The 20,739-nt window shown below is 69.4% G+C and carries 19 protein-coding genes; 14 read left to right on the top strand and 5 right to left on the bottom strand.

What is annotated here, in order from left to right:
- Nucleotides 1-28 precede the first annotated feature (28 nt).
- On the bottom strand, nucleotides 29-886 hold the full coding sequence (locus A9A59_RS11950; protein ID WP_098504481.1) for a MaoC/PaaZ C-terminal domain-containing protein: 858 nt from the start codon (nucleotides 884-886) through the stop codon (nucleotides 29-31).
- A gap of 108 nt (nucleotides 887-994) precedes the next feature.
- Here A9A59_RS11950 and A9A59_RS11945 point away from each other — a divergent pair, with 108 nt between their 5' ends.
- Nucleotides 995-1,813, top strand: coding sequence for an aldo/keto reductase (locus A9A59_RS11945; protein ID WP_098504480.1), 819 nt, complete (start codon nucleotides 995-997; stop codon nucleotides 1,811-1,813).
- On the opposite strand, the gene A9A59_RS11940 is transcribed toward A9A59_RS11945, so the two are convergent.
- Nucleotides 1,804-2,010: a CDGSH iron-sulfur domain-containing protein gene (locus A9A59_RS11940; RefSeq protein ID WP_098504479.1), complete on the bottom strand. Its 207-nt coding sequence runs from the start codon at nucleotides 2,008-2,010 to the stop codon at nucleotides 1,804-1,806. The genes A9A59_RS11945 and A9A59_RS11940 overlap by 10 nt on opposite strands.
- Nucleotides 2,011-2,102: 92 nt before the next feature.
- On the opposite strand from A9A59_RS11940, the gene A9A59_RS11935 reads away from it, so the two are divergent.
- The 3 genes from A9A59_RS11935 to A9A59_RS11925 all read left to right on the top strand — a co-directional run bounded on the left by A9A59_RS11935 (nucleotide 2,103) and on the right by A9A59_RS11925 (nucleotide 8,171).
- The gene (locus tag A9A59_RS11935; RefSeq protein WP_165772703.1) at nucleotides 2,103-2,822 is read left to right on the top strand and encodes a (Fe-S)-binding protein; all 720 of its coding nucleotides are present in this window, start codon (nucleotides 2,103-2,105) and stop codon (nucleotides 2,820-2,822) included.
- The gene (locus A9A59_RS11930) at nucleotides 2,819-4,573 is read left to right on the top strand and encodes an LUD domain-containing protein (RefSeq protein ID WP_098504477.1); all 1,755 of its coding nucleotides are present in this window, start codon (nucleotides 2,819-2,821) and stop codon (nucleotides 4,571-4,573) included. Before A9A59_RS11935 ends, A9A59_RS11930 begins: the two co-directional genes overlap by 4 nt.
- A 118-nt stretch (nucleotides 4,574-4,691) precedes the next feature.
- On the top strand, nucleotides 4,692-8,171 hold the full coding sequence (locus tag A9A59_RS11925) for a hybrid sensor histidine kinase/response regulator (protein WP_165772702.1): 3,480 nt from the start codon (nucleotides 4,692-4,694) through the stop codon (nucleotides 8,169-8,171).
- Here the strand turns inward: A9A59_RS11925 and A9A59_RS11920 are convergent.
- From A9A59_RS11920 to A9A59_RS11910, 3 genes are all read right to left on the bottom strand, one after another.
- The gene (locus A9A59_RS11920) at nucleotides 8,168-9,106 is read right to left on the bottom strand and encodes an MBL fold metallo-hydrolase (protein WP_098504475.1); all 939 of its coding nucleotides are present in this window, start codon (nucleotides 9,104-9,106) and stop codon (nucleotides 8,168-8,170) included. The two genes, A9A59_RS11925 and A9A59_RS11920, sit on opposite strands and share 4 nt — an antisense overlap.
- Before the next feature lie 117 nt (nucleotides 9,107-9,223).
- Entirely contained in the window at nucleotides 9,224-10,123 is a 900-nt protein-coding gene (locus A9A59_RS11915; RefSeq protein WP_098504474.1) for an SDR family NAD(P)-dependent oxidoreductase, read from the bottom strand.
- A 71-nt stretch (nucleotides 10,124-10,194) separates the two neighbouring features.
- Nucleotides 10,195-10,695 carry a hemerythrin domain-containing protein gene (locus A9A59_RS11910; RefSeq protein ID WP_098504473.1) on the bottom strand — a complete coding sequence of 167 codons (501 nt, stop codon included), beginning with the start codon at nucleotides 10,693-10,695 and terminating at the stop codon, nucleotides 10,195-10,197.
- Between the two features lie 116 nt (nucleotides 10,696-10,811).
- On the opposite strand from A9A59_RS11910, the gene A9A59_RS11905 reads away from it, so the two are divergent.
- From A9A59_RS11905 to A9A59_RS11860, 10 genes are all read left to right on the top strand, one after another.
- Nucleotides 10,812-11,162: a rhodanese-like domain-containing protein gene (locus A9A59_RS11905; protein ID WP_098504472.1), complete on the top strand. Its 351-nt coding sequence runs from the start codon at nucleotides 10,812-10,814 to the stop codon at nucleotides 11,160-11,162.
- Between the two features lie 140 nt (nucleotides 11,163-11,302).
- Nucleotides 11,303-12,553 (top strand): branched-chain amino acid ABC transporter substrate-binding protein, encoded by a 1,251-nt coding sequence (locus A9A59_RS11900; RefSeq protein WP_098504471.1) that lies wholly within the window; start codon nucleotides 11,303-11,305, stop codon nucleotides 12,551-12,553.
- Nucleotides 12,554-12,651: 98 nt separating this feature from the next.
- Nucleotides 12,652-13,608: a branched-chain amino acid ABC transporter permease gene (locus A9A59_RS11895; protein ID WP_098504470.1), complete on the top strand. Its 957-nt coding sequence runs from the start codon at nucleotides 12,652-12,654 to the stop codon at nucleotides 13,606-13,608.
- Complete coding sequence (locus A9A59_RS11890) at nucleotides 13,601-14,746, top strand: branched-chain amino acid ABC transporter permease (RefSeq protein WP_278286898.1); 1,146 nt, start codon at nucleotides 13,601-13,603, stop codon at nucleotides 14,744-14,746. Before A9A59_RS11895 ends, A9A59_RS11890 begins: the two co-directional genes overlap by 8 nt.
- The gene (locus A9A59_RS11885; RefSeq protein WP_098504468.1) at nucleotides 14,743-15,645 is read left to right on the top strand and encodes an ABC transporter ATP-binding protein; all 903 of its coding nucleotides are present in this window, start codon (nucleotides 14,743-14,745) and stop codon (nucleotides 15,643-15,645) included. Before A9A59_RS11890 ends, A9A59_RS11885 begins: the two co-directional genes overlap by 4 nt.
- On the top strand, nucleotides 15,632-16,345 hold the full coding sequence (locus A9A59_RS11880) for an ABC transporter ATP-binding protein (RefSeq protein WP_098504467.1): 714 nt from the start codon (nucleotides 15,632-15,634) through the stop codon (nucleotides 16,343-16,345). Before A9A59_RS11885 ends, A9A59_RS11880 begins: the two co-directional genes overlap by 14 nt.
- A complete protein-coding gene (locus tag A9A59_RS11875) occupies nucleotides 16,342-16,998 on the top strand; it encodes a class F sortase (protein ID WP_098504466.1) in 657 nt (218 codons plus the stop codon). The genes A9A59_RS11880 and A9A59_RS11875 overlap by 4 nt, the downstream gene beginning before the upstream one ends.
- A gap of 75 nt (nucleotides 16,999-17,073) precedes the next feature.
- The gene (locus tag A9A59_RS11870) at nucleotides 17,074-18,276 is read left to right on the top strand and encodes a CaiB/BaiF CoA transferase family protein (protein WP_098504465.1); all 1,203 of its coding nucleotides are present in this window, start codon (nucleotides 17,074-17,076) and stop codon (nucleotides 18,274-18,276) included.
- Nucleotides 18,273-19,589: a CaiB/BaiF CoA transferase family protein gene (locus tag A9A59_RS11865; RefSeq protein ID WP_098504464.1), complete on the top strand. Its 1,317-nt coding sequence runs from the start codon at nucleotides 18,273-18,275 to the stop codon at nucleotides 19,587-19,589. The genes A9A59_RS11870 and A9A59_RS11865 overlap by 4 nt, the downstream gene beginning before the upstream one ends.
- Nucleotides 19,586-20,563: an alpha/beta fold hydrolase gene (locus A9A59_RS11860; protein WP_098504463.1), complete on the top strand. Its 978-nt coding sequence runs from the start codon at nucleotides 19,586-19,588 to the stop codon at nucleotides 20,561-20,563. The genes A9A59_RS11865 and A9A59_RS11860 overlap by 4 nt, the downstream gene beginning before the upstream one ends.
- The last annotated feature ends 176 nt before the right edge of the window (nucleotides 20,564-20,739 follow it).

The raw sequence follows: 20,739 nt of genomic DNA, 5'->3' as shown, positions 1-20,739 counted from the left end.
TCCCGCAAGAAATGTTTCCCCCGGGAGCTTACCCCCGCACGGTAATCGCCGCGTTCGTGATGACCGGCGTCCCACGCTCCTTCGTCTGGGCTGCCACGAGAATCGTGTTCCCCTCCCGCCAGAACGAGGTCACGATCGTCTCGCCCGGGAACACCACGCCCGCAAACCGCGCCTGGTAGCGCGCCACCTTCCCCGTGTCGCCGCCCAGCGCGTGGTCGACCACCGCCTTGCACACCACACCGAACGAGCACAGCCCGTGCAGGATCGGCCGGTCGAAGCCGCCCATCTTTGCGAACTCCGGGTCCGCGTGTAGCGGGTTCTTGTCACCCGAAAGCCGGTAGAGCAGCGCCTGCTGCGGCAACGTCTTCGATTCCACCGTCCCATCCGGAGCCCGGTTCGGGGCCTCGTTCCCTGCCGGGGGCCCGCTCTCGCCGCCAAAGCCGCCCTCGCCGCGCAGGAAGAGCGAGAACCGGTTCACAAACAGCGGCTCCGCCTCGCCCTTCAGCGTGGTCTCCGTCTCCAGCACGACGAGCGCAGCTTTCCCCTTGTCATAAATCCCGGCAACCTTGCCCCGCGTCTCAACCTCCCCCTCGACCGGGATCGGCTTCCGAATCTCCAGGTCCTGCTCCCCGTGCAGCAGCAGCGCAGGATTGAACTGCAGCCCCGGCACCTGGCCCACCCCGCCCAGCGAGCCGAACGCCGGGATCACCCCGAAGCTCGGCAGCACCTTCAGGTTCCGCTCGTACGTATAGGCCAGCTCGTTCGGGTCCGTCGGCGGGTCGCCCGCCCCAATCCCGAGGTGGTAGAGAATCACCCGGTCCCGGTCCCACCGGAACGAACCGCCCTGGATCGGCGCCCCAAGCGCCTTCGAAGGATCGATTGGCACGTCAACAACCTCGCTGTCTCAGGTGTTGCGGCCGAACCCCGTTCGGCCAACCGGCAGCGTACACCGAACCCGCCGCTCCTGTCCCGTCCCGCGCCGTACACTGGCCCCATGTCCATCCCCACCCGCCCCTTCGGCGCCGCCGGCTTCGAACTCCCGGTGCTCGGCCTCGGCGCCATGGATACACCTCACTCCCCCGAAGCCGAGGCGACCGTCCGCGCCGCCCTTGATGCCGGCATCCGCTTCATCGATACCGCCCGCGACTACGAAGGCTCCGAGTACCTCCTCGGCAGCGTCCTCCGCGAGCGGCCCGCCGCCGATGTCTTCCTTGCCAGCAAGACCTTCCGCCGGACCGCCGCCAGCGCCCAGTACGACATCGACCGCTCCCGGCAGGTCCTCGGCCGCGAGACGGTCGACCTCTACCAGCTCCACGATGTCTCAACCCCGGAGGCGTGGGCGCAGGTGATGGCCCCCGGCGGCGCGCTCGAAGGCCTGCGCGATGCCGTCGACCGGGGCGCCATCCGGCACATCGGCATCTCCACGCACAGCCTCGAAGTCGCCCGGCTTGCCATCGACTCCGGAGCCTTCGCCGCCATCATGCTCGAGTACTCCGCCTTCTACCCCGAGTCGCTCCCCGTGCTCGAACACGCCGCCGACCGCGGCCTCGCGGTCATCGTTATGCGGCCCCTCGGCGGCTCCGGGCGCACCAGCACCATCCGCGGGCGCATCGCACGCGGCGAAGCCGGGCCCCTCACCCCCGCCAACCTCCTCCGCTACGTGCTCACCTGCCCCGCGGTCTCGGTCGTCATCCCCGGCGCCCGGTACCCCGACCGCATCCGCGCCAACATCGAAGCTGTAGAAGCGTTCGTGCCGATGAGCCCCGCAGAAATGCGCGAACTCGAACAGGCCGCCGCAGCCCTCTACGACTGACCCGCCCGCGGCGCCGAGCTGAAGCCCTCGCGCTGGTGCGCCCCGTCGCAGAACGGCTTCGTCGCCGAATGCCCGCACCGGCAAAGCGCCACCACGTCCTTCTTCTCGAACGGCTTCCCTTCCGCGTCAACCACCGTGAATTCGCCGCGGACAATGTACGGGCCATTATCCCGGACCGTGATCGTCGTCTCTGCCATCCTGTCGACTCCTTTTCGGGACTGCGTTCAGCGGGAAATTTTCCGCGCCTGCTCGCCGCCGGCGCAAACCACGCCGCCGTACAATGCCCGGCATGGCTGCCGTCGCGCTGTTCGACCCCTGCTACCTGCAGGCCCTGCGCCCCGGCGACGCCGCCTGCGCCCGCCGGGTCCTCGAAGCCCTCGGCGATACGGTCACCCTCATCGACGGCCGCTGCTGCGGCCAGCCCGCCTTCAACAGCGGCTTCCGCACCGAAGCCCGGGCCGTCGGCCGCCAGCTGCTCCGCGCCGCCCGCGCGCACGCCGCCATCGTCACCGCCTCCGGCTCCTGCACCGCAATGGTGCGTCACTACCTCCCCGCGCTCTGGGAGCCCCCGCGCTCCGCAGCCGCGGCTGCCATCGCCAGCCGCTTCGTCGACTTCCCCACCTACGTCGCCCGCCACCCGGGCTTCGAACGCCTTGGCCTCCGCCTCCCCGGGGTCGTCGCCCTCCACGAATCCTGCCACTCCCGCCGCGAGCTCGGGGCGTCCGCTGCCGTCGCCGCCGTGCTGGCCCGCATCGAAGGCCTCGAAGTCCGCGAACCCGCCTTCGCAGAGGAGTGCTGCGGCTTCGGCGGCACCTTCGCCGTCAAAGAGCCCGAAGTCTCCGTCGAAATGATGCGCGCAAAGCTTGAGGCCCTCGCCGCGACCGGCGCCCGCGTGGTCGTCTCCCCCGACTACTCCTGCCTCGCCCACCTCCAGGCCGGCGCCGCCGGGCTCGGCATCCAGCTCGAAGGCTGGACCCTCCCCGAACTCCTCGCAAGGGCCCTCGAATGACCGCCTTCCGCGACCGCGCCTGCCGAGAAATCGCCGCCGGGCACCCCTCGGCCACCCTCCAGCCCATCATGCGCAAGCTCGTCGAGGATTCCCGCGCCATGCTCGCCCGCGGCCCCGCCGATGCGCGCGCCCGCGCCACGGCCGCCCGCGCCGCCGCCGTCGAGAACCTCGAAGCCCTGCACCGCCAGCTCCGTGAGCAGCTCGCGCTCCGCGGCATCGGCTACCACCGCGCCGCGACGGCTGCTGAAGCCGTCGACATCGTCCGGCGGCTGCTCGACGGCGCCCGGCGCGTGGCCAAGTCGAAATCGATGGTCGCCGAGGAGATCGGCCTCACCCGCGCCCTCCGCGCCGACGGCATCGACGTCCTTGAAACCGACATCGGCGAGTACATCGTCGACCTCGAAGGCCGCGGCCCCAGCCACATCACCGCCCCCGCCATCCACCTCAACCGGGGCCGTATCCGCGACATCCTCCGCCGTGCCGGCGCCAGCCTCGATACCGACGACCCCGTCGTCCTCTCGCAGCACATCCGCGATGTCGTCGCCCGCTTCTTCGAAGACTGCGATGCCGCCATCACCGGCGCGAACATGCTCATCGCGCGCTCCGGCCGCATCGCCATCGTCGAAAACGAAGGCAACGTCGCCCTCGGCGTCTCCCACCCGCGCCGGCACATCATCGTCACCGGCCTCGAAAAGATCGTCGCCGACGAGGCCGCCGCCCTCGCCGTCCTGCAGGTCCTCGCCCCGAGCGCCACGGCCCAGCCCCTCACCGCCTTCACCCACATCCTCGGCTCGCCGCCGCCGGGCCAGGAGCGGCACGTCGTCATCGTCGATAACGGCCGCTCCCGCGTCCTCGCCGACCCCCGCTACCGCGACGTCCTCCGCTGCATCCGCTGCGGCGCCTGCATGAACGCCTGCCCCGTCTACCGGACCGTCAGCGGCATCGCCTACGGCTCGCCCTACATGGGCCCGATCGGCGCCGTCCTCTCCCCGCTCCTCTGGCCCGGCCCGGACCATGCCGACCTCCCGTTCGCCAGCTCCCTCTGCGGTGCCTGCACCGAGGCCTGCCCCGTCGGCATCCCGCTCCATCGCATGCTCCTCGACCTCCGCGCCGACGCCGTTGCCCGCGGCCTCGTTGCCGGCCGGGCAGAGCGCGCAGCCTGGAAAGCCTGGTCGGCAGCCTTCTCGCTGCCCGTGGGTGCCCGGGCGGTTGCCGCCCTCGCCCGGGTCGGCCTCCGTGGCGCCGGGCGCCTCCTTCGCCCCCCGGCGCCGAATCGCGCGGACCCCGGCATCCTCCCGGAACCCGCCGAACCGCACGACCCTGCCCTCCTCCAGGCCGCGGGGCCCGACCGCACCGAACGCACCGTGATCGCACCCGGCGAGGTCCTGCCGCCAACCCCCGCCGAGCGCTTCCGCCTCCGCGCCGGGGCGCTTGGCGTGGCCTTCGCCGAAGCGCCCGCCCCCGGGTCGCTCGTCCTCCGGGCCGCTGCCGCCGTCGCCGGCACCGGGTCCGTCCTGCTCACCGGCAGCCCGATCGACCGCCGAGCGCTCCTCGCCGCCCCGGCCGTCACGCTCATGGTCGACCCCGCTGCCGTCGTCGAGCACCCCGCCGGCCTCGAACCCTTCCTCGGCACCGACGACGCGCTCGTCCTCACCGGCCCCAGCCGAACCGCGGACATCGAGAAGGTGATCGTCCGCGGCATCCACGGCTCCCAGGACTACGCGGTTGTGCTCCAGCCGCCGCTGGCGTGATCAAACTGCCCTAACAACAACCGCGGTTAGCTCGGGCAAATTCTCGCAAAATAGGGAAAATCCCGAGGTTCCGCTGCGCAATGCCCCGTACGATGCCAGCGACGAAAAGGACGCGCAGGTGACATCCAGCGAGGACGGTGCCTCCCCGACCCGGCCGCCCGGTGAAAGCCTGCCCGGCTTCGCCGGCGGACTGCCGCCCGGCATCTTCTTCGCCGACCACCCGCTCCCGGCACTCGTCTTCGAGCGCGGCACCCTCCGCATCCTCGAAGCCAACCGCGCCGCCTGCACCCTCTACGGGTATTCTGCCGAGGAATTCCGGCGGCTGACCCTCGCCGATATCCGCCCGCCCGAGGATGTCCCCCTCCTCCGACAGTTCGTCGATGGCACCCTCCCCGGCCCGCCGCCCGCCTTCTGGCGTCATCGCACGCGCGACGGGCGCATCCTCCAGGTCCGCATCGCCGGCCAGGACATCACGTACGACGGACGCCCGGCCCGCATCACCTTCATCCTCGAACACACGCCCGTCGACGAAGCCCTCGCCATCGCCCGCGATGCCGAGCAGCGCTTCCGCTCCATCTTCGATTACGCGGGCCACGCCATCGTCGTCTTCGACATGGACCTCGGCCGATTCGTCGAGGCCAATGACGACGCCTGCCGGCTGTTCGGCATCTCCCGCGAACAGCTCCTCCAGTCGTCTCCAGCCTCGCTCAGCCCCGAGCGCCAGCCCTCAGGCGAACGAAGTGACGAGCTCGGCCGTGCGCTCCTCGAGCGCGCACTCGCCGGAGAAGCACTTGAGTTCGAATGGGTCCACCTGGACGCCTCCGGCCGCCCGATCCTCTGCGAAGTGCGCCTCGTCCGGATGCCGCCCTTCGACCGCCGCCTCATCCGCGGCGCCATCCTCGATATCCGCCAGCGCCGCGCGGCCGAGGCCGAGCTCCTCCGCCGCGAGCGCGAGTTCCGCACCCTCGCCGAAAATTCCCCCGACCTCATCGTCCGCTTCGACGATGACCTCCGCATCATCTACGCCAACCCCGCAGCCCTCGCCAGCGTCGGCGCCGACCTCCGCTCCGTCGCCGGCCTCCGTCCGACCGACTTCCTGCCCGGCAACGCTGCGCTCGAGCGCTGGGAACGGGCAGTCGCCACCGTCCTCGAGACCCGCCAATCCCTCACCCTCGAAGGCCCCTCCGATTTCCGCGGCCCCGGCGCCTACAGCCAGACCTACCTCATTCCCGAGTTCGCCGAGGACGGTTCCGTCGCGACCGTTCTCTCCATCACTCGCGACCTCACCGAACTCCACCGCGCCGCCGCCGAAAATGCCCGGCTCGCCTCGATCGTCGCCTTCTCCCGCGATGCCATGGTCACCACCGACCTCGAGGGCCGCATCACCTCCTGGAACCGCGGCGCCGAGCTGGCCCTCGGCTACACCGCTGCCGAAGTCCTCGGCCGAACGACCGAATTCTTCTTCGAGCCAGACGCGCTCCCCATTCGCGAATGGATCCGCTCCCGCGTCCTCGCCGGCGAAAACATCGAAGACATGGAACGCGCCTGGCGCCGGAAGGACGGAACCACGGTCATTCTCTCCAGCTCCTACTTCCCCCTCCGAAACCCGGCTGGCGACATCATCGGCATCGGCAGCGTTGCCCGCGACGTTACCGAACGCGTCCGCGACCGCGCTGCCCTTGCCGAAAGCGAAGCGCGGTTCCGCCACCTCGCCGACTCCGCCCCGATCATGATCTGGACCGCCGGCCCCGACCGCCAGGTCGACTACATGTCCCGCGCCTGCTTCGACTTCACAGGCCGGGGAGAAGAGATCCTGGGCCAGGGCTGGGCTGAACTCATCCACCCTGGTGACCTTCCCGGCGTCCTCGAGGACTACGCCCGCTGCTTCGAGCAGCCCGGCCCGTCGACGCTGCGCTACCGCCTCCGCCACCGCTCCGGTGAGTACCGCTGGGTCGTCGAATACTCCACGCCCCGCCTCGACGACCAGGGCGGCTTCCGGGGCCTGATCGGCACCGTCATCGATATCCACGAAACTGTCCTCGCGCAGCGGGCCATCGAGCGCAGCGAGGCCCGCTTCCGCGAACTTCTTGATGCCGTCTCTGCCGCCGTCTGGGTCTCCGACGGCGCGAGCGCCCTCTTCGTCAACGCCGAAATGGAGCGCCTCACCGGCTACTCCCGCGATGAACTCATGGCATCCGGTTTCCTCGCCTCGCTCATCGCTGCGGAGGACATCCCCGTCATGCTCCGCCACTTCGAGCGGCGGCGAGCCGGCCTCGAACAGGTCTCCCGCTTCACCATCCGCATTACCACCCGCTCCGGCGAACTCCGCCACCTCCGCGTTGCAGCCTCTCCCTTCCAGTTCGATGGCCGCGACGCGACCATCCTCTCCGCCCTCGACACCACCGACCTCGTCCGCGCTGAAGAGGAGCGGCGCCGCCTCGACCTCCAGATGCAGCAGACCCAGAAGCTCGAGAGCCTCGGCGTCCTCGCCGGCGGCATCGCCCACGACTTCAACAACCTCCTCGTCGCCATCCTCGGCAACGCTGGCCTGGCGCTCATGGAGCTCCCGCCCGAGTCGCCCGCCCGCCAAACCGTCCTCGCGATCGAAACCGCCGCCCAGCGCGCCGCCGAGCTCACCCGCCAGATGCTCGCCTACTCCGGCAAGGGCAGGTTCGTCATCGAGCGCCTCAACCTCTCCCGCATCGTCGAGGAGATGGCCCACCTGCTCGAAGTCTCCGTCTCCAAGCGCGCTGTCCTGAAATACCGGTTCGCGCCCGACCTCCCTGCCATCGAAGGCGACGCCACCCAAATCCGCCAGGTCATCATGAACCTCATCACCAACGCTTCCGACGCCATCGGCGACCGCTCCGGCGTGATCTCCATCGCCACCGGCCTCATGTACGCCGACGCCGCCTACCTCCGGACGGCGTACATGGACGATGGCCTCCCTGAGGGCGATTACGTCTACCTCGAAGTCGCCGATACCGGCATCGGCATGGACCCGGAGATTGCCGCCCGCATCTTCGACCCGTTCTTCACGACCAAATTCACGGGCCGCGGGCTCGGCCTCGCCGCAGTCCTCGGCATCGTCCGCGGCCACCGCGGCGCCATCAAGCTCTACACCGAGCCCGGCCGCGGCACCACGTTCAAGATTCTCTTCCCCGCTGCCGGCTCCGGGCCCGCGGGCGCTCCGGTCGGCGTCGCCGAAGCGTCACCGCCCTCCGCCGCACCCGCAGTGATCCTCGTCGTGGACGACGACGAGACGGTCCGCACGGTGACCCGCCGCATGCTCGAGCAGGCTGGCCATACCGTGCTCGTCGCAGCCGATGGCCACCACGCCCTCGACGTGTACCGCGAGCGGCCCGGCATTGACCTCGTTCTCCTCGACATGACCATGCCCCGCATGGACGGCGAAGAGACCTTCCGCGAACTTCGCCGGGTCGACCCCGGGGTACGCGTCATCCTCACCTCCGGCTACAACGAGCAGGACGCCACAGAACGCTTCGCCGGCAAGGGCCTCGCGGGATTTATCCAGAAGCCCTACCGCCCGCAGGACCTGCTCGAAAAGGTGCGCGCCGCCCTCCAGCCGAAGCCCTAGGACAGGCAGCGCAGCGGCCGCCCGCCGTTAAAGGCCAGCATCTCTGCGAACATCTGCCGGTAGTCCAGCGGCGTGCCCCGCGGCTCACCTCGGAGCTCGCTGTATACCCGGTGAAGGTTCGGCACAATCCGCTCCCGGTCGTGCCACTCCGCGAACTCGCCGAACTCCAGCCCCTGCGCCAGCTCCAGCGGCGGCACCCCCCGCGCGAACCCCTCCCGGCCCACGGCCAGCAGCCATTCCAGGTACCGCCGCACCTGGCCGAGCACCTCCGGCCCCGCCACCGGGCCATGTCCCGGGACAATCGTTTCGGCCCCCAGCGCCTCCAGCCGGTCGAGTGCCTCCAGCCAGCCACCGACTGACCCGCCAAGCGCGAACGGCGTCCCGCCGTTGAACACCAGGTCGCCCGTGAATAGAAGCTTCCGCTCCGGGATCCACGCCACGATGTCGCTCGTCGTGTGCGCCGGCCCCATGTACAGCAACTCCACCCGCAGGTCGTCCACGTACACTGTCAGCCGGTCCTCGAACGTCACCGTCGGCGGCGTCAGCGGGCACTCCCCGAAGTCCACCATCGGGAACAGCGCGTAGACCGCATGCCCCGCCGCGAGGATCTCCTGCCGGCACCGTTCGCTCGCGATAATGGCGCTCGCCGGCGCGAACATGAAGTTCCCGTGCGTGTGGTCGCCGTGGCTGTGGGTATTGATCAGCGCGCTGACCGGGAGCTGGGTCACCTCCCGCACCGCAGCGTGGAACGCCCGCGCGCGGCGCTCCGTCCCGGTCGTGTCAACGACCGTCGCCGACCGGCTCCCCACAATGCAGCCGGCGTTGTTCAGGAACCAGCTCCCATCGAGCTGGATGTAGGCGTAAATCCCCGGGCTGACCTCTTCGATGGTCGGCGGCGGCACCTCGTCGTGCGGCCCCGGCAGCTGCGTCGACACCGTGTACTCCCCTCCGGCGTGGTCCGCTGGAGTCTACCGCCGCCGGCGCCGCCGATCACCCCATCCCCTGTCCGGCCTGCCTGCCCCCATCCCGGAACCGGCCGGCCCGGGCCGCACCTACTGGATCGGCTGGATGAACGGCTTGAACGTCGGCTCCATCCGCTCGAACAGCTCATCGACCGTCCACATCTTCGAGCCCTGCAGCACCACCTGCGGCGCGATGTTGCTGTAGAGCGTGATCCGGTACCCCGCAATCCCGAAACACCGGCCCGAAATCCAGCCCCCGGCGTCGCTCGCGAGGTAGACCAGCGGCGGCGCGATGTTCGCCGGGTCGCGCTCCGTCCCCTTCGCCGCATCCGAGGTCACCCGGTTCGGCCCCGCTGCCGAGCGCTCCGCCGGGACCGTGTCCGTCATCCGCGTCGCCGCGCCAGGCGCAATCGAGTTCGCCGTCACGCCATACCGCCCCAGCGCCCGCGCGCAGCTCAGCGTGAACCCCCAGATGCCCATCTTCGCCGCCGCGTAGTTCGGCTGGCCCGGCGCGCCGAACAGTCCCGACCCCGACGTAAAGTTGATCAGCCGCCCGCCGTTCCGCGCCTGCCGCCAGTGCAGCGAGGCGAACTTCGTCGTCGCGAACGTGCCCTTCATGTGCACCCGCACCACCGCATCCCACTCCTCCTCCGTCATGTTGAACACCATCCGGTCCCGCAGGATGCCCGCGACATTCACAAGGATGTCGAGCTGGCCCCACTCGTTCAGCACGGTCCGGACCATGTCCTCGGCAGCATCGAGGTCCGCCACATCCCCGAAGTGCGCGATCGCCTCGCCCCCGGCGGCCCGGATGTCCGCCACGGTCTGCGCCGCCGGCGATGTATCCGCACCTTCACCCGCGACCGACGTCCCGAGGTCGTTCACGAGGACCTTGCAGCCCTCCTGCGCAAACAGCAGCGCCACCTCGCGCCCGATGCCGCGCCCCGCACCCGTAACAATCGCCGTCTTCCCGGCCAGCCTTCCAGCCATCGTTCCCTCCGAACAGCCGAATCGTGATGGCCCGAAAGCGTACCCTCACGTCAAGGTTGGCGAAAACCCCCTCAGCCGGCCGCTTTCGCCGAAGCGATTCGCTCGCTGTTCTCCACCAGCACATCCACCTGGCTCTCACTCAGGTGCTCGTCCAGCAGCGGCAGAAACACCGCATCCTCCGCCTCGAGGTGCGCCCGCGCCAGCCCGTAGAGGCCGAACAGGAGCGGCTGCAGGTAGCGCGCATAGGCACGCGTGTCCCCGTCCTGCTCCGCTGCCGCGGCCACCTGCCGGAGGTCGCCCGCCATCTGCCGCATCGCCTCATGCTGCCGCTCGAGCACCGCGCACGACCCCGTCAGCCCCAGCACGCCGTCCACCGCCGGGAAGAGCGTGAACTCCTCCGCCCGCGAAGCCGGCAGCAGCGTCTCCTCGACGTAGCGCACCGCCTCGGCGAGGGCAGCACGCGCTGCATCCTCCGGGCCCTGCCCGGCCGTCGCTCCCGCCATTGCCAGCGACTGCAAACCGCTGCGCAGCGAAGCCCGCCACTCCCGGTACGGCCCGATGACGCGGTCCATGGCGTGCACCTCCCCTGTCGGTCCATGGAGTGTGACGCCCGCTCACTGCCCCGGCAACTTACCCAACCCCGTGCTACCCTTTTCCCACATCCCACCGCACGAAACCGGAGCAGCCTGTGGCCACCAGGGACCCCCGCGAGCCGTTTACCCGCATCACCGTCCATGAAGCGAAGGAGAAGCTCGACCGCGGCGAAGCCGTGCTCATCGACGTCCGCGAGCCCCACGAATACGTTGAGGTCCACGCCAGGGGAGCCCGGCTCATTCCCGTCAATACCGTCATCAACGAGGTCAAGCAGATCCGCGAATTCGCCAACGGTAAAGAGGTCCTCTTCATCTGCCGCAGCGGGCAGCGCAGTGCCCTCGCCGCAGAGTTCGCCACCGCAGCCGGCCTCGATGACCTTCCACTCTACAACGTCGAAGGCGGCACCCTCGCCTGGGTCGAAGCCGGCTACCCCACCGGCGACTGACCGCCCCCGCCGCGCTGCCTCCCCTTCCGGCCCGCTGCGCGTCTTGACCATCGGCGCCGGGCATGGCTAGGATTCCGCGACTGCGGCACGCACAATTCGGGGTTACCACCCGGTAAACCGCAGCGTCTACATGAGGAGGGATGCGCAACATGATCGAACGGAAGGGACGGCCCAGGCTCGCCTGGCTCCTGCTCCTCGCCGCCTTCGCCATGGTCCTCGCCGTCGCCTGCGGCGGCGACGACGATGACGACGACGCCGGCGGCGGCGAGGTCACCTACGGCAAGGCCGGCTTCAAAACCGTCGAAATCGCCTCCGGCCAGCCCATCAAGATCGGCTACTCCGGCCCGCTCTCCGGCGACCTGAAGGGCATCGGCGAACCGATCCAGAAGGCCGTCGAACTCGCAGCCAAGGACAAGACCATCAAGGGCCGCACCATCCAGGTCATCGGCAAGGATGACCTCTGCTCGGCTGATGGCGGCGCCTCCGCCGCGACCCAGCTTCTGCAGGAAGGCGTTGTCGCGGTCGTTGGCCCCGTCTGCTCCGGCGCCGTTGTCGCCGCCCAGCCCCAGTACGAAGCCGCCGGCATCACCCACGTCTCGCCGTCCTCAACGGCCCACAAGCCCACCTACCCGGACCGCGGCCAGGTCTTCCAGACCTTCCTCCGCACCACCTACTCCGACGACATCCAGGGCCCCGCGCAGGCGAAGTTCGCCTACAAGACCCTCGGCGCCAAGACCGCGTATATCGTTTACGACACCGACGCCTACGGCACCGGCCTGCGCGACGCCTTTAAGACCGCCTACGAAAAAGAGGGCGGCAAGATCCTCGGCAGCGAGGGCTACGAAAAGAAGCAGACCGACTTCAAGGCCGTCGTCACCAACATCAAGAACGCCAAGCCCGACCTCGTCTACTTCGCCGGCTTCTACTCCGAGGCAACCCCCTTCATCAAGCAGCTCCGCGCCGAGATGAAGGACGTCAAGTTCCTCGGCGGTGACGGCGTCAAGAACGACGAGTTCATCAAGGGCGCCGGCGCCGATGCCGAAGGCGCCTACCTCTCCCTCCCCAGCCCCGTCTACACCGGCGAGGCCTATAAGACCTTCGGCGACCTCTTCGAGAAGGAAACCGGTATCAAGCGCGACGCCAGCCCCTTCGTCGCCGAAGCCTACGACGCCGCAACCGTCATCATCCGCGCCCTCGAAAAGGTCGCCGAGGAGAAGGACGGCAAGCTCGTCATCGACCTCAAGAAGCTCAACGAGGAGATCCGCAAGACCGAACTTGATGGCGCCTCCGGCAAGATCAAGTTCGACGCCCGCGGCGAGAACGTCGGCGGTGCGACCCCCGTCAGCCTCTTCCAGGTCAAGAACGGCGCCTTCGAAGAGATCAAGCAGTAGCGCTCGCAGGGCGCAAGCCTACATACTCCCGATTCGCAGCGGAGAGGCGCCAATCGCGGCGCCTCTCCGCACGTCAACCCGTCGGCAGAGGAACGTCCATGCCCCTCGCCTTCACCCTCTCCGTCAGCTTCTGGTCCGACCAGTTCGTCAATGGCCTCACCACCGGCAGCCTCTACGCTCTCATCGCCCTCGGCTACACCATGGTCTACGGCGTCCTCAAAATGATTAACTTCGCCCACGGCGAAGTGTTCATGCTCGGCTCCTTCGCCGGGTACGGCGCCCTCGTCGTCATGGGCGGCAACGAACTCTCCGGGCCCATCATCGCCCTCGCCATCCTCGGGGCCGTCATCGTGGCCATGGCCGCCTCCGTTAGCGCCTCAGTCGTCATCGAGCGGCTCGCCTATCGCCCACTCCGGAACGCCCCCCGCCTCGCGCCGCTCATCAGCGCCATCGGCGTCTCCATCTTCCTCCAGTACCTCGTCCTCGAACAGACCTCCGCCCGCGCCAAGTTCTACCCCGATATCTTCCCCCGGGGGTCAGTCGCGGCCGGCCCCTTCGCAATCACCTACATCCAGCTCTTCCTTATCGCCAGCTCGGTTGCCATGATGGCCGTCCTCTACACCATCATCCAGCGCACGCGCCTCGGCCGCGCCATCCGCGCCGTCGCCGAAAACCCCACCAACGCCTCCCTCATGGGGGTCGACGTCAACCGCACCATCGTCTTCGTCTTCATCCTCGGTGCGGCGATGGCTGGCGTCGCGGGCGTCCTCTACGGCCTCTTCTTTCAGACCATCCGCGGCTCGATGGGCTTCATCCCGGGCATCAAAGCGTTCACCGCGGCGGTCCTCGGCGGCATCGGCAGCATCCCCGGCGCCATGGCCGGCGGCTACGCCCTCGGCCTCGCCGAAACCGTCGGCCGCGAACTCCTGAACGAGCTCCCCGGCATCGACCTCGGCAACCAGTGGCGCGATGTCATCGCGTTCACCCTCCTCGTCGCCATCCTCATCTTCCGGCCCACCGGCATCTTCGCCCAGCGGAGCACCACCCGTGCCTGATACCCCTGCCCCCGACTGGGCCCGCACCGCCCTCCGCATCCGCTGGCCGCTCTTCGTCGCGCTCGTCTGCCTCCTCCCCGTCGTCCTCTCCGATGTCTGGGTCCAAATGCTTGTGTTCGTCGGCCTCTTCATCGTGCTCGGCCTCGGACTCAACGTTGTCGTCGGCTTCGCCGGCCTGCTCGACCTCGGCTACGTCGCCTTCTTCGCAGCCGGCGCCTACACCATGGGCCTCCTCACCTCGCCCGGCTCGCCGATCGACTCCGGGCTCAACTTCTGGCTCATCCTCCCCCTCGGCATCCTGATCGCCTCCGTGGTCGGTCTCCTCCTCGGCCTCCCTGTCCTCCCCCTCCGCGGCGACTACCTCGCCATCGTCACCCTCGGCTTCGGCGAAATCATTCGCCTCTTCCTCATTAATCGCGACGACCTCACCCGCGGCTCCCAGGGCCTTTCCGCAATCCCCCGGCCGGAATTCTTCGGCTATCGCATCGACTCCTTCACGGAGTGGTTCTACTTCGTCATCGCCGCGGCGGTCCTCGTCGGTTTCTGCACCGCCCGCCTTCGCGATTCCCGCATCGGCCGCGCCTGGGAGGCCATCCGCGAAGATGAAGACGTCGCCGCCGCCATGGGCGTCAACACCACGAAGTACAAGCTCCTCGCCTTCGCCACCGGCGCGGCGATCGGCGGCCTCGGCGGCGTCATCTACGCCTCGTTCATCGGGTTCATCAGCCCGGCCGCCTTTTCCCTCCAGGTCTCCATCGACGTCCTCGCCATCGTCATCATCGGCGGCATGGGCAGCACCCCCGGCGTCATCCTCGGGTCCCTCATCCTCATCGGCATCCCCCGCATCCTCCAGTTCCGCGAAACCGGCGACTTCCTCGCCCGCCTCGAGTGGCTGCGCGACGGCCTCAACGGCCTCATCGGCGCCGTCGATGCCGCCCTGCCCGGCTCCATTGGGCGCCTGCCTCCCGCCGAAACCTGGGGCGCCCAGCTCGCCGACGATACCCGCTTCATCATCTTCGGCGCCCTCCTCGTTCTCGTGATGGTCGTCCGTCCCTCGGGGCTCTGGCCCTCCTCCCGCCGCCGCCTCGAGTTCGCGCACGACGAAACCGAACCTTCCGCCCCGGTGTCCGCCGCATGACCGCTGCAGAGCTGGTTGTCGATGGCCTCGGCATGCAGTTTGAGGGGCTCACCGCCCTCGACGGAGTCACCCTTCGCGTCCCGCCCGGCGAAATCCACGGCCTCATCGGCCCCAACGGCGCCGGCAAAACCACCTTCTTCAACTGCCTGACCGGCTTCTACCGACCCACCTCCGGCGCCATCTACCTCACCGGCCAGCGCATCGACGGCCTCCCGCCCCACGTGATCACCGGCCTCGGCGTCGCCCGCACCTTCCAGAACATTCGCCTCTTCGCCAATATGACGGTCCTCGAAAACGTCCTCGTCGGCGAACACCAGCACATCGCCGTCGGCGGTACCGACATCCTCAGCACGCGCCGTCCGGTTTACCCCACCGCCGTCGAGCGGCTGCTCATCCTCCGCGGCTTCCCGCGCGCCGCCGTGAACGGCGTCATCGAAATCGCCGGCGCCATCGCCCGGCCGGCGCGTGTCCGCGCTGCCGAGGCTGCTGCTGTCACCCGGGCCCGCGAACTCCTGGCGGCAGTCGGCCTGCGCGGCCGCGAAAACGACCTCGCCCGCAACCTCCCCTACGGTGACCAGCGCCGCCTCGAAATCGCCCGCGCCCTCGCCACCCGTCCCTCCCTGCTCCTTCTCGACGAACCCACCGCAGGGATGAATCCCCAGGAGGCCGGCGCCATGGTCAGCCTCATCCGCCGCATCCGCGATGAGTTCGACACCACGATCATCCTGATCGAGCACCAGATGCGCGTCGTCATGGGCGTCTGCGAGAACATCACCGTCCTCGACTACGGACGCAAAATCGCCGAGGGCCCGCCTGCTGCCATCCAGCGCAACCCCACCGTCATCGAAGCCTACCTCGGCTCCCGCGCAATCCAGGGAGGCGGCCATGCCGCTCCTTGACGTCCGCGACCTCCGCGCCGGCTACGGCGCCATCACCGCCGTTAAAGGCATCACCCTCCACGTCGACGAAGGCGAAATTGTCACCCTCATCGGCTCGAACGGCGCCGGCAAGTCCACTACCCTCCGCGCCATCTCCGGCGTCATCCGCCCCCGCGGCGGCCAGGTGACCTTCGCCGGCCAGCGCATCGACCGCCTCCAGCCCCATGCCATCGTCCGCCTCGGTCTCTCCCACGTCCCCGAGGGACGCGGCATCTTCCACAGCCTCTCCGTCTACGAAAACCTCCTCATGGGCGCCTACACCCGCAATGACGGCGCCGGGCTCCAGGCAGACCTCGAGCGCGTCTATCGCCTCTTCCCGCGCCTCAAAGAACGCCTCCGCCAGCCCGGAGGCACCCTCTCCGGCGGCGAACAGCAAATGCTCGCCATCGGCCGCGCCCTCATGGCCCGCCCGCGCCTCCTTCTCCTCGACGAGCCTTCCATGGGGCTTTCCCCCGTCCTCGTCGAAACCATCTTCGAAACCATTCAGGCCATCCGCCGCGAAGGCGCCACCGTCCTCCTCGTCGAACAGAACGCCCTCATGGCCCTCGAAATCGCCGACCGCGCCTACGTCATCGAGTCCGGCGAAATTACCCTCAGCGGCACCGGTGCCGAGCTGAGCCGCGACGACTCCGTCCGCCGCTCCTACCTCGGCGAAGCATGAACGCCGCCCGCCTGGCGCACGCGGCGCTCCTGCTCTCCGTGCTCATCGGCGGGGTGGCTGCCGCTGCGGCATCGGCCCAGGACCCGGCGGCGCTCCTGCCCCGGGCCGTCCTCCCAAACATCGCCGCTGGCGACCTTACGCCGACGCCCACGCCTGTACCCCCCTTCGCCGGCCAGGTTGCCGCCCTGGTCGTCCCCGCCGCCGGCGTCGACGGCCGCTTCCCGATCGAGCAGCGTGACACCGCCATCGTCGCCGGCCGCGAGGCCTTTGAAGACCCCTCCCGCCCGGACGCCATCGCCTGGTACCCCCGCTTTGGCCGCCCGGGCTTCCCCGGCGGCAACAGCATCTTCGCTGCCCACATCGACTACGTCGGCTACGGACCCGGCCCCTTCGCCCGCCTTACCTCCGTCCGCCCTGGCGACTCCGTCTCCCTCGTCATGGAGAACGGCCTCGTCGTCACCTACACCGTGGTCTCCGTCGATGTCGTCCGCCTCGCCGACCTCGATATGGACGCCGTCGTTTTCCCCCCGCTCCCACCCGACCGCGAACGCGTCACGCTCATCTCCTGCGGCGGCACCTTCATCCCGCGACCGGGCGGCGGCGAGTACGATAGCCGGGTCATCCTCGTCGCCGAGCGCACCGTCCCCCGCTGACGGGCCCATCACGGGACAGCCAGGCCACGAATCCGGCAGAATCTCGGCGGCAGCACATCCCATTCCGGAGGAACCATGGACGCACTCCAGGGCGTCACCATCCTCGATTTTTCCAGCCATATCGCAGGCCCCTACTGCACCAAACTCCTCGCCGACCTCGGCGCACGAGTCATCAAAGTCGAGCGCCCGGGCGGCGACCCGGCCCGCAACCTCCCGCCGTTCCTCGGCGATGAGCCCGGCCCCGACCGCAGCGCAACCTTCCAGTACCTCAACACCAACAAGGAGTCGGTCGTTCTCGACCTCAAGCGGCCCGAAGCCCGCGACGTCGTCCGCGCCCTCGTCCAGCGCGCCGACCTCGTCGTCACCGCCTCGCCGCCGCGCGTCGAAGAAGCCCTCGGCATCGATTACGCCACCCTCTCCAGCTACCGCGACATCCCCGTCGTCGCCATCACCAACTTCGGCCACGACGGCCCCTACCGCGACTACTCCCTCGACGACCTGGTCGTCTACGCCATGGGCGCCGAGATGTACAGCCACGGCCTGCTGCACCGCGAACCGCTCAAGCTCGGCGGCACCGCAGCCACCCTCCAGTGCGGCGCCATGGCTGCCGTCGCCGCCCTGGGCGCCCTCACCGCCTATGAGGTCCACGGCGTCGGCCAGCTCGTCGATGTCCCCTGCTTCAACGTCCAGGTCAACAACATCGACCGCCGCAGCTCCAGCATCCTCGCCTACCGGTTCTCTGGCCGCGTCCAGGACCGGCCCGCCTCCCACATCTCCGGCCTCGCCGGCGGCATCTACCCCGTCGCCGACGGCTACGTCGAAATCGCAGCGCTGCCCGGCACCTACTGGCGCCGCTTCGTCGAAATGATCGGCGATGAATCCCTCAAAGACCCCGCGCTGGACAGCCCCCTCGCCGCCCTCCAGCCCGGCGCCCGCGAGGCCGTCGATGCCATCGTCATCCCCTGGATGCTCGAACGCACCCGCGCCGAAGTCTGGGAGGCCGCCCGCGAACACCACGTAATGTGCGGGCCCCTCTACACCGGCCTCGACCTCTGGAACGACGAGAACTTCCGCGAACGCGGCCTCTGGACCACGATCCAGCACCCCGAACTTGGCGAACTGCCGATGCTCGGCCGGCCCTACATCTTCGAGAAGACCCCCTGGCGCATCCGCTCCGCTGCGCCGCGCCTCGGGGAGCACACCCGCACCATCCTCCAGGAGGCGGGCTTCGAACCCGCCGCCGTCGACACCCTCGCTGCTTCCGGAGTCATCGCATGAGCGCACCCCTTCCCCTGCAGGGCATCCGAATCTGCGACTTTACCGCCGTCTGGGCCGGCCAGACAGCCACCATGTACCTCGCCGACCTCGGCGCCGAGTGCATCAAAGTCGAAAACCCGTTCATCTGGAACCCAATGACCCGCGCCGCCAGCCCGCGCATGAACGCCATGATGGCCCAGCTCATGCCGCCCTGGATCGCCGGCCATCCCCCGGAGCCCGGCCCCCGCCCCTGGAACAACAGCCCCGCCTTCATCCAGGTGCTCCGCAACAAGAAGTCATTCACCGTCGATAGCCGCCGCCCCGAGGGGCTCGCCATCGTCAAACAGCTCATCGCCATCAGCGATATCCTCGCCGAGAACCTGGCCATCGGCACGCTCGAAAAGCTCGGCCTCGATGACGACGCCATCCGTGCCGTCCGCCCCGACATCATCATCCTCCACATGCCCGCCTTCGGCCGCACCGGCAGGTATGTCGAAGGCCGCGGCTACGGCGCCCACATCGATAGCGTTGCCGGCTCAACCATCCTCCGCGGCTACCGCGACACCGCCCCCGTCGACAACGTCAGCATCTTCGCCGGCGACTACTGGGGCGGCATGCACGGCGCCGTCGCGGTGATGGCAGCCCTCCGCCACCGCCGGCGCACCGGCGAGGGCCAGGTCATCGAAATGGCCCAGGTCGAATCCTCCGCCCACATGTTCCCCCAGGCCGCGCTCGACGCCGCCTGGAACGGCCGCGAACACCGCACCATCGGCAACCGCTCCATCGAAGGACACGTCCCCAGCGGCGTCTTCCCCGCTGCCGGCACCGACCGCTGGATCTGCATCTCCTGCCGCGACGACGCCGAATGGCGCGCGCTCGTCGCCTTCATGGGCAGCCCCGCCTGGGCGACCGCACCCGAACTCGCCACCGCCGAGGGCCGGGCCGCCGCCCAGGACATGATCGAAGAGCGCCTCGCCGAGTGGACCGCCACGCGCGACCGCGATGAACTCTTCCACGCCCTCCAGCAGGCAGGCGTCACGGCCGGACCCGTCCTCAACGCAAAAGAAGCCGCCGAAGACCCGCACCTCGCCGCAACCGGGGCCTGGAAGCGCCTTCCCGCTACCGAAGACTACCCCGAGGTCGACTGGCTCCGCCCTGCCTACCGGTTCTCCAGGTCGGATGTCGACCTCCGGACCCCGCCCTGCCTCTTCGGTGAACATAACGACTACGTCTACCGCGAAGTCCTCGGCCTCTCCGACGAAGAGATCGAGCGGCTCGCCGCCGCCGGCCATATCGCCACCACGTTCGACCCCGAAGTGATCGCCACCGCATGATCCCGGGCGCCGAACGCCGCATCGTCACCGTCGCGCCCGGCGTCGACCTCGAGCTGTGCGAGGCCGGCGCCGGGCCGGCGGTGATCCTCCTTCACGGCTTCCCCGAGCTGGCGTACTCCTGGCGCCACCAGGTCGGCCCGCTCGCCGCCGCCGGCTACCGCGTCATCGTGCCCAACCAGCGCGGCTACGGCGCGAGCAGCGCTCCCGCTCCCGTCGAGGCGTACGACCTCGACAGCCTCGCCGGCGATGTCGCGGCCCTGGTCCGCTGGGCCGGCGCCGGGCCGGCCGTCGTCATCGGCCACGACTGGGGCGCACCCGTCGCCTGGCACGCCGCGCTGCGCTACCCCGGCCTCATCCGCGCGGTCGGCTCGCTGAGCGTCCCGCACGCCGCCCGTCCGTCACGCCCTCCGCTCGAACTCATGCGCGAAGCCGCCGGACCCGACCACATCCACTACATTGACTACTTCCAGCAGCCCGGCCTCGCCGAAGCCGAGTTCGAAGCCGATGTCCGCGCCGGCCTCCTCGGCTTGTACTGGTCAATCTCCGGCGATGCACCCCGCGACGAACGGTTCCGGCCCATCCGCCGCGACGCCCGTTTCATCGACTCCTTCGCCCCGCCCGCGCAGCTTCCCGCCTGGCTGACCGCCGCCGACCTCAACGTCTACGTTGACGCCTTCACCCGCAGCGGCTTCCGTGGCGGGCTCAACTGGTACCGCAACGTCAACCGCAACTGGGAGCGCTCCGCCGACCTCGCCGGCGCCGTCGTCCGGCAGCCCGCGCTGTTCGTAACCGGCAGCCGCGACCCTGCCCGCAACCCGCCCGCCATCGAGCGCCTCCGCGATGTCGTCCCCGACCTCCGCGTCTTCGCCATCCTCGAAGGGTGCGGCCACTGGACCCAGCAGGAGCGCCCCGCCGAAGTGACCGCTGCGCTCCTCCGCTTCCTCCGCGAGGTCGCCCCGCCCGCGGGGCAGTAACGCAGCCGCCTCCCGGCTGTCACGCAGCCGTCCGCACAATTTGCGCACCGTTTACGAACTCCCCGGACCGGTTTCACATCGCCCCGCTACCGTACTGAGCGAAGGGTACGGAGGTTCGCACGCTCTCCCCCACCTTCTCCGCACCCGGGCCCCCTCCCGGGGACGGCCATGGCGGA

This window comes from Tepidiforma thermophila (assembly GCF_002563855.1).
Classification (GTDB): domain Bacteria; phylum Chloroflexota; class Dehalococcoidia; order Tepidiformales; family Tepidiformaceae; genus Tepidiforma; species Tepidiforma thermophila.
Note: the sequence above shows the minus strand (reverse complement) of the source record. Positions and strands in the feature narration are given on the sequence as shown.

What these genes read in the sequence shown, in the direction of transcription:
- A9A59_RS11865 (WP_098504464.1), top strand. Translation starts at nt 18,273, where the DNA reads ATGAGCGCACCCCTTCCCCTGCAGGGCATCCGAATCTGCGACTTTACC.
- A9A59_RS11935 (WP_165772703.1), top strand. Translation starts at nt 2,103, where the DNA reads ATGGCTGCCGTCGCGCTGTTCGACCCCTGCTACCTGCAGGCCCTGCGC.
- A9A59_RS11930 (WP_098504477.1), top strand. Translation starts at nt 2,819, where the DNA reads ATGACCGCCTTCCGCGACCGCGCCTGCCGAGAAATCGCCGCCGGGCAC.
- A9A59_RS11880 (WP_098504467.1), top strand. Translation starts at nt 15,632, where the DNA reads ATGCCGCTCCTTGACGTCCGCGACCTCCGCGCCGGCTACGGCGCCATC.
- A9A59_RS11875 (WP_098504466.1), top strand. Translation starts at nt 16,342, where the DNA reads ATGAACGCCGCCCGCCTGGCGCACGCGGCGCTCCTGCTCTCCGTGCTC.
- A9A59_RS11895 (WP_098504470.1), top strand. Translation starts at nt 12,652, where the DNA reads ATGCCCCTCGCCTTCACCCTCTCCGTCAGCTTCTGGTCCGACCAGTTC.
- A9A59_RS11945 (WP_098504480.1), top strand. Translation starts at nt 995, where the DNA reads ATGTCCATCCCCACCCGCCCCTTCGGCGCCGCCGGCTTCGAACTCCCG.
- A9A59_RS11915 (WP_098504474.1), bottom strand. Translation starts at nt 10,123, where the DNA reads ATGGCTGGAAGGCTGGCCGGGAAGACGGCGATTGTTACGGGTGCGGGG.
- A9A59_RS11900 (WP_098504471.1), top strand. Translation starts at nt 11,303, where the DNA reads ATGCGCAACATGATCGAACGGAAGGGACGGCCCAGGCTCGCCTGGCTC.
- A9A59_RS11885 (WP_098504468.1), top strand. Translation starts at nt 14,743, where the DNA reads ATGACCGCTGCAGAGCTGGTTGTCGATGGCCTCGGCATGCAGTTTGAG.
- A9A59_RS11860 (WP_098504463.1), top strand. Translation starts at nt 19,586, where the DNA reads ATGATCCCGGGCGCCGAACGCCGCATCGTCACCGTCGCGCCCGGCGTC.
- A9A59_RS11870 (WP_098504465.1), top strand. Translation starts at nt 17,074, where the DNA reads ATGGACGCACTCCAGGGCGTCACCATCCTCGATTTTTCCAGCCATATC.
- A9A59_RS11910 (WP_098504473.1), bottom strand. Translation starts at nt 10,695, where the DNA reads ATGGACCGCGTCATCGGGCCGTACCGGGAGTGGCGGGCTTCGCTGCGC.
- A9A59_RS11940 (WP_098504479.1), bottom strand. Translation starts at nt 2,010, where the DNA reads ATGGCAGAGACGACGATCACGGTCCGGGATAATGGCCCGTACATTGTC.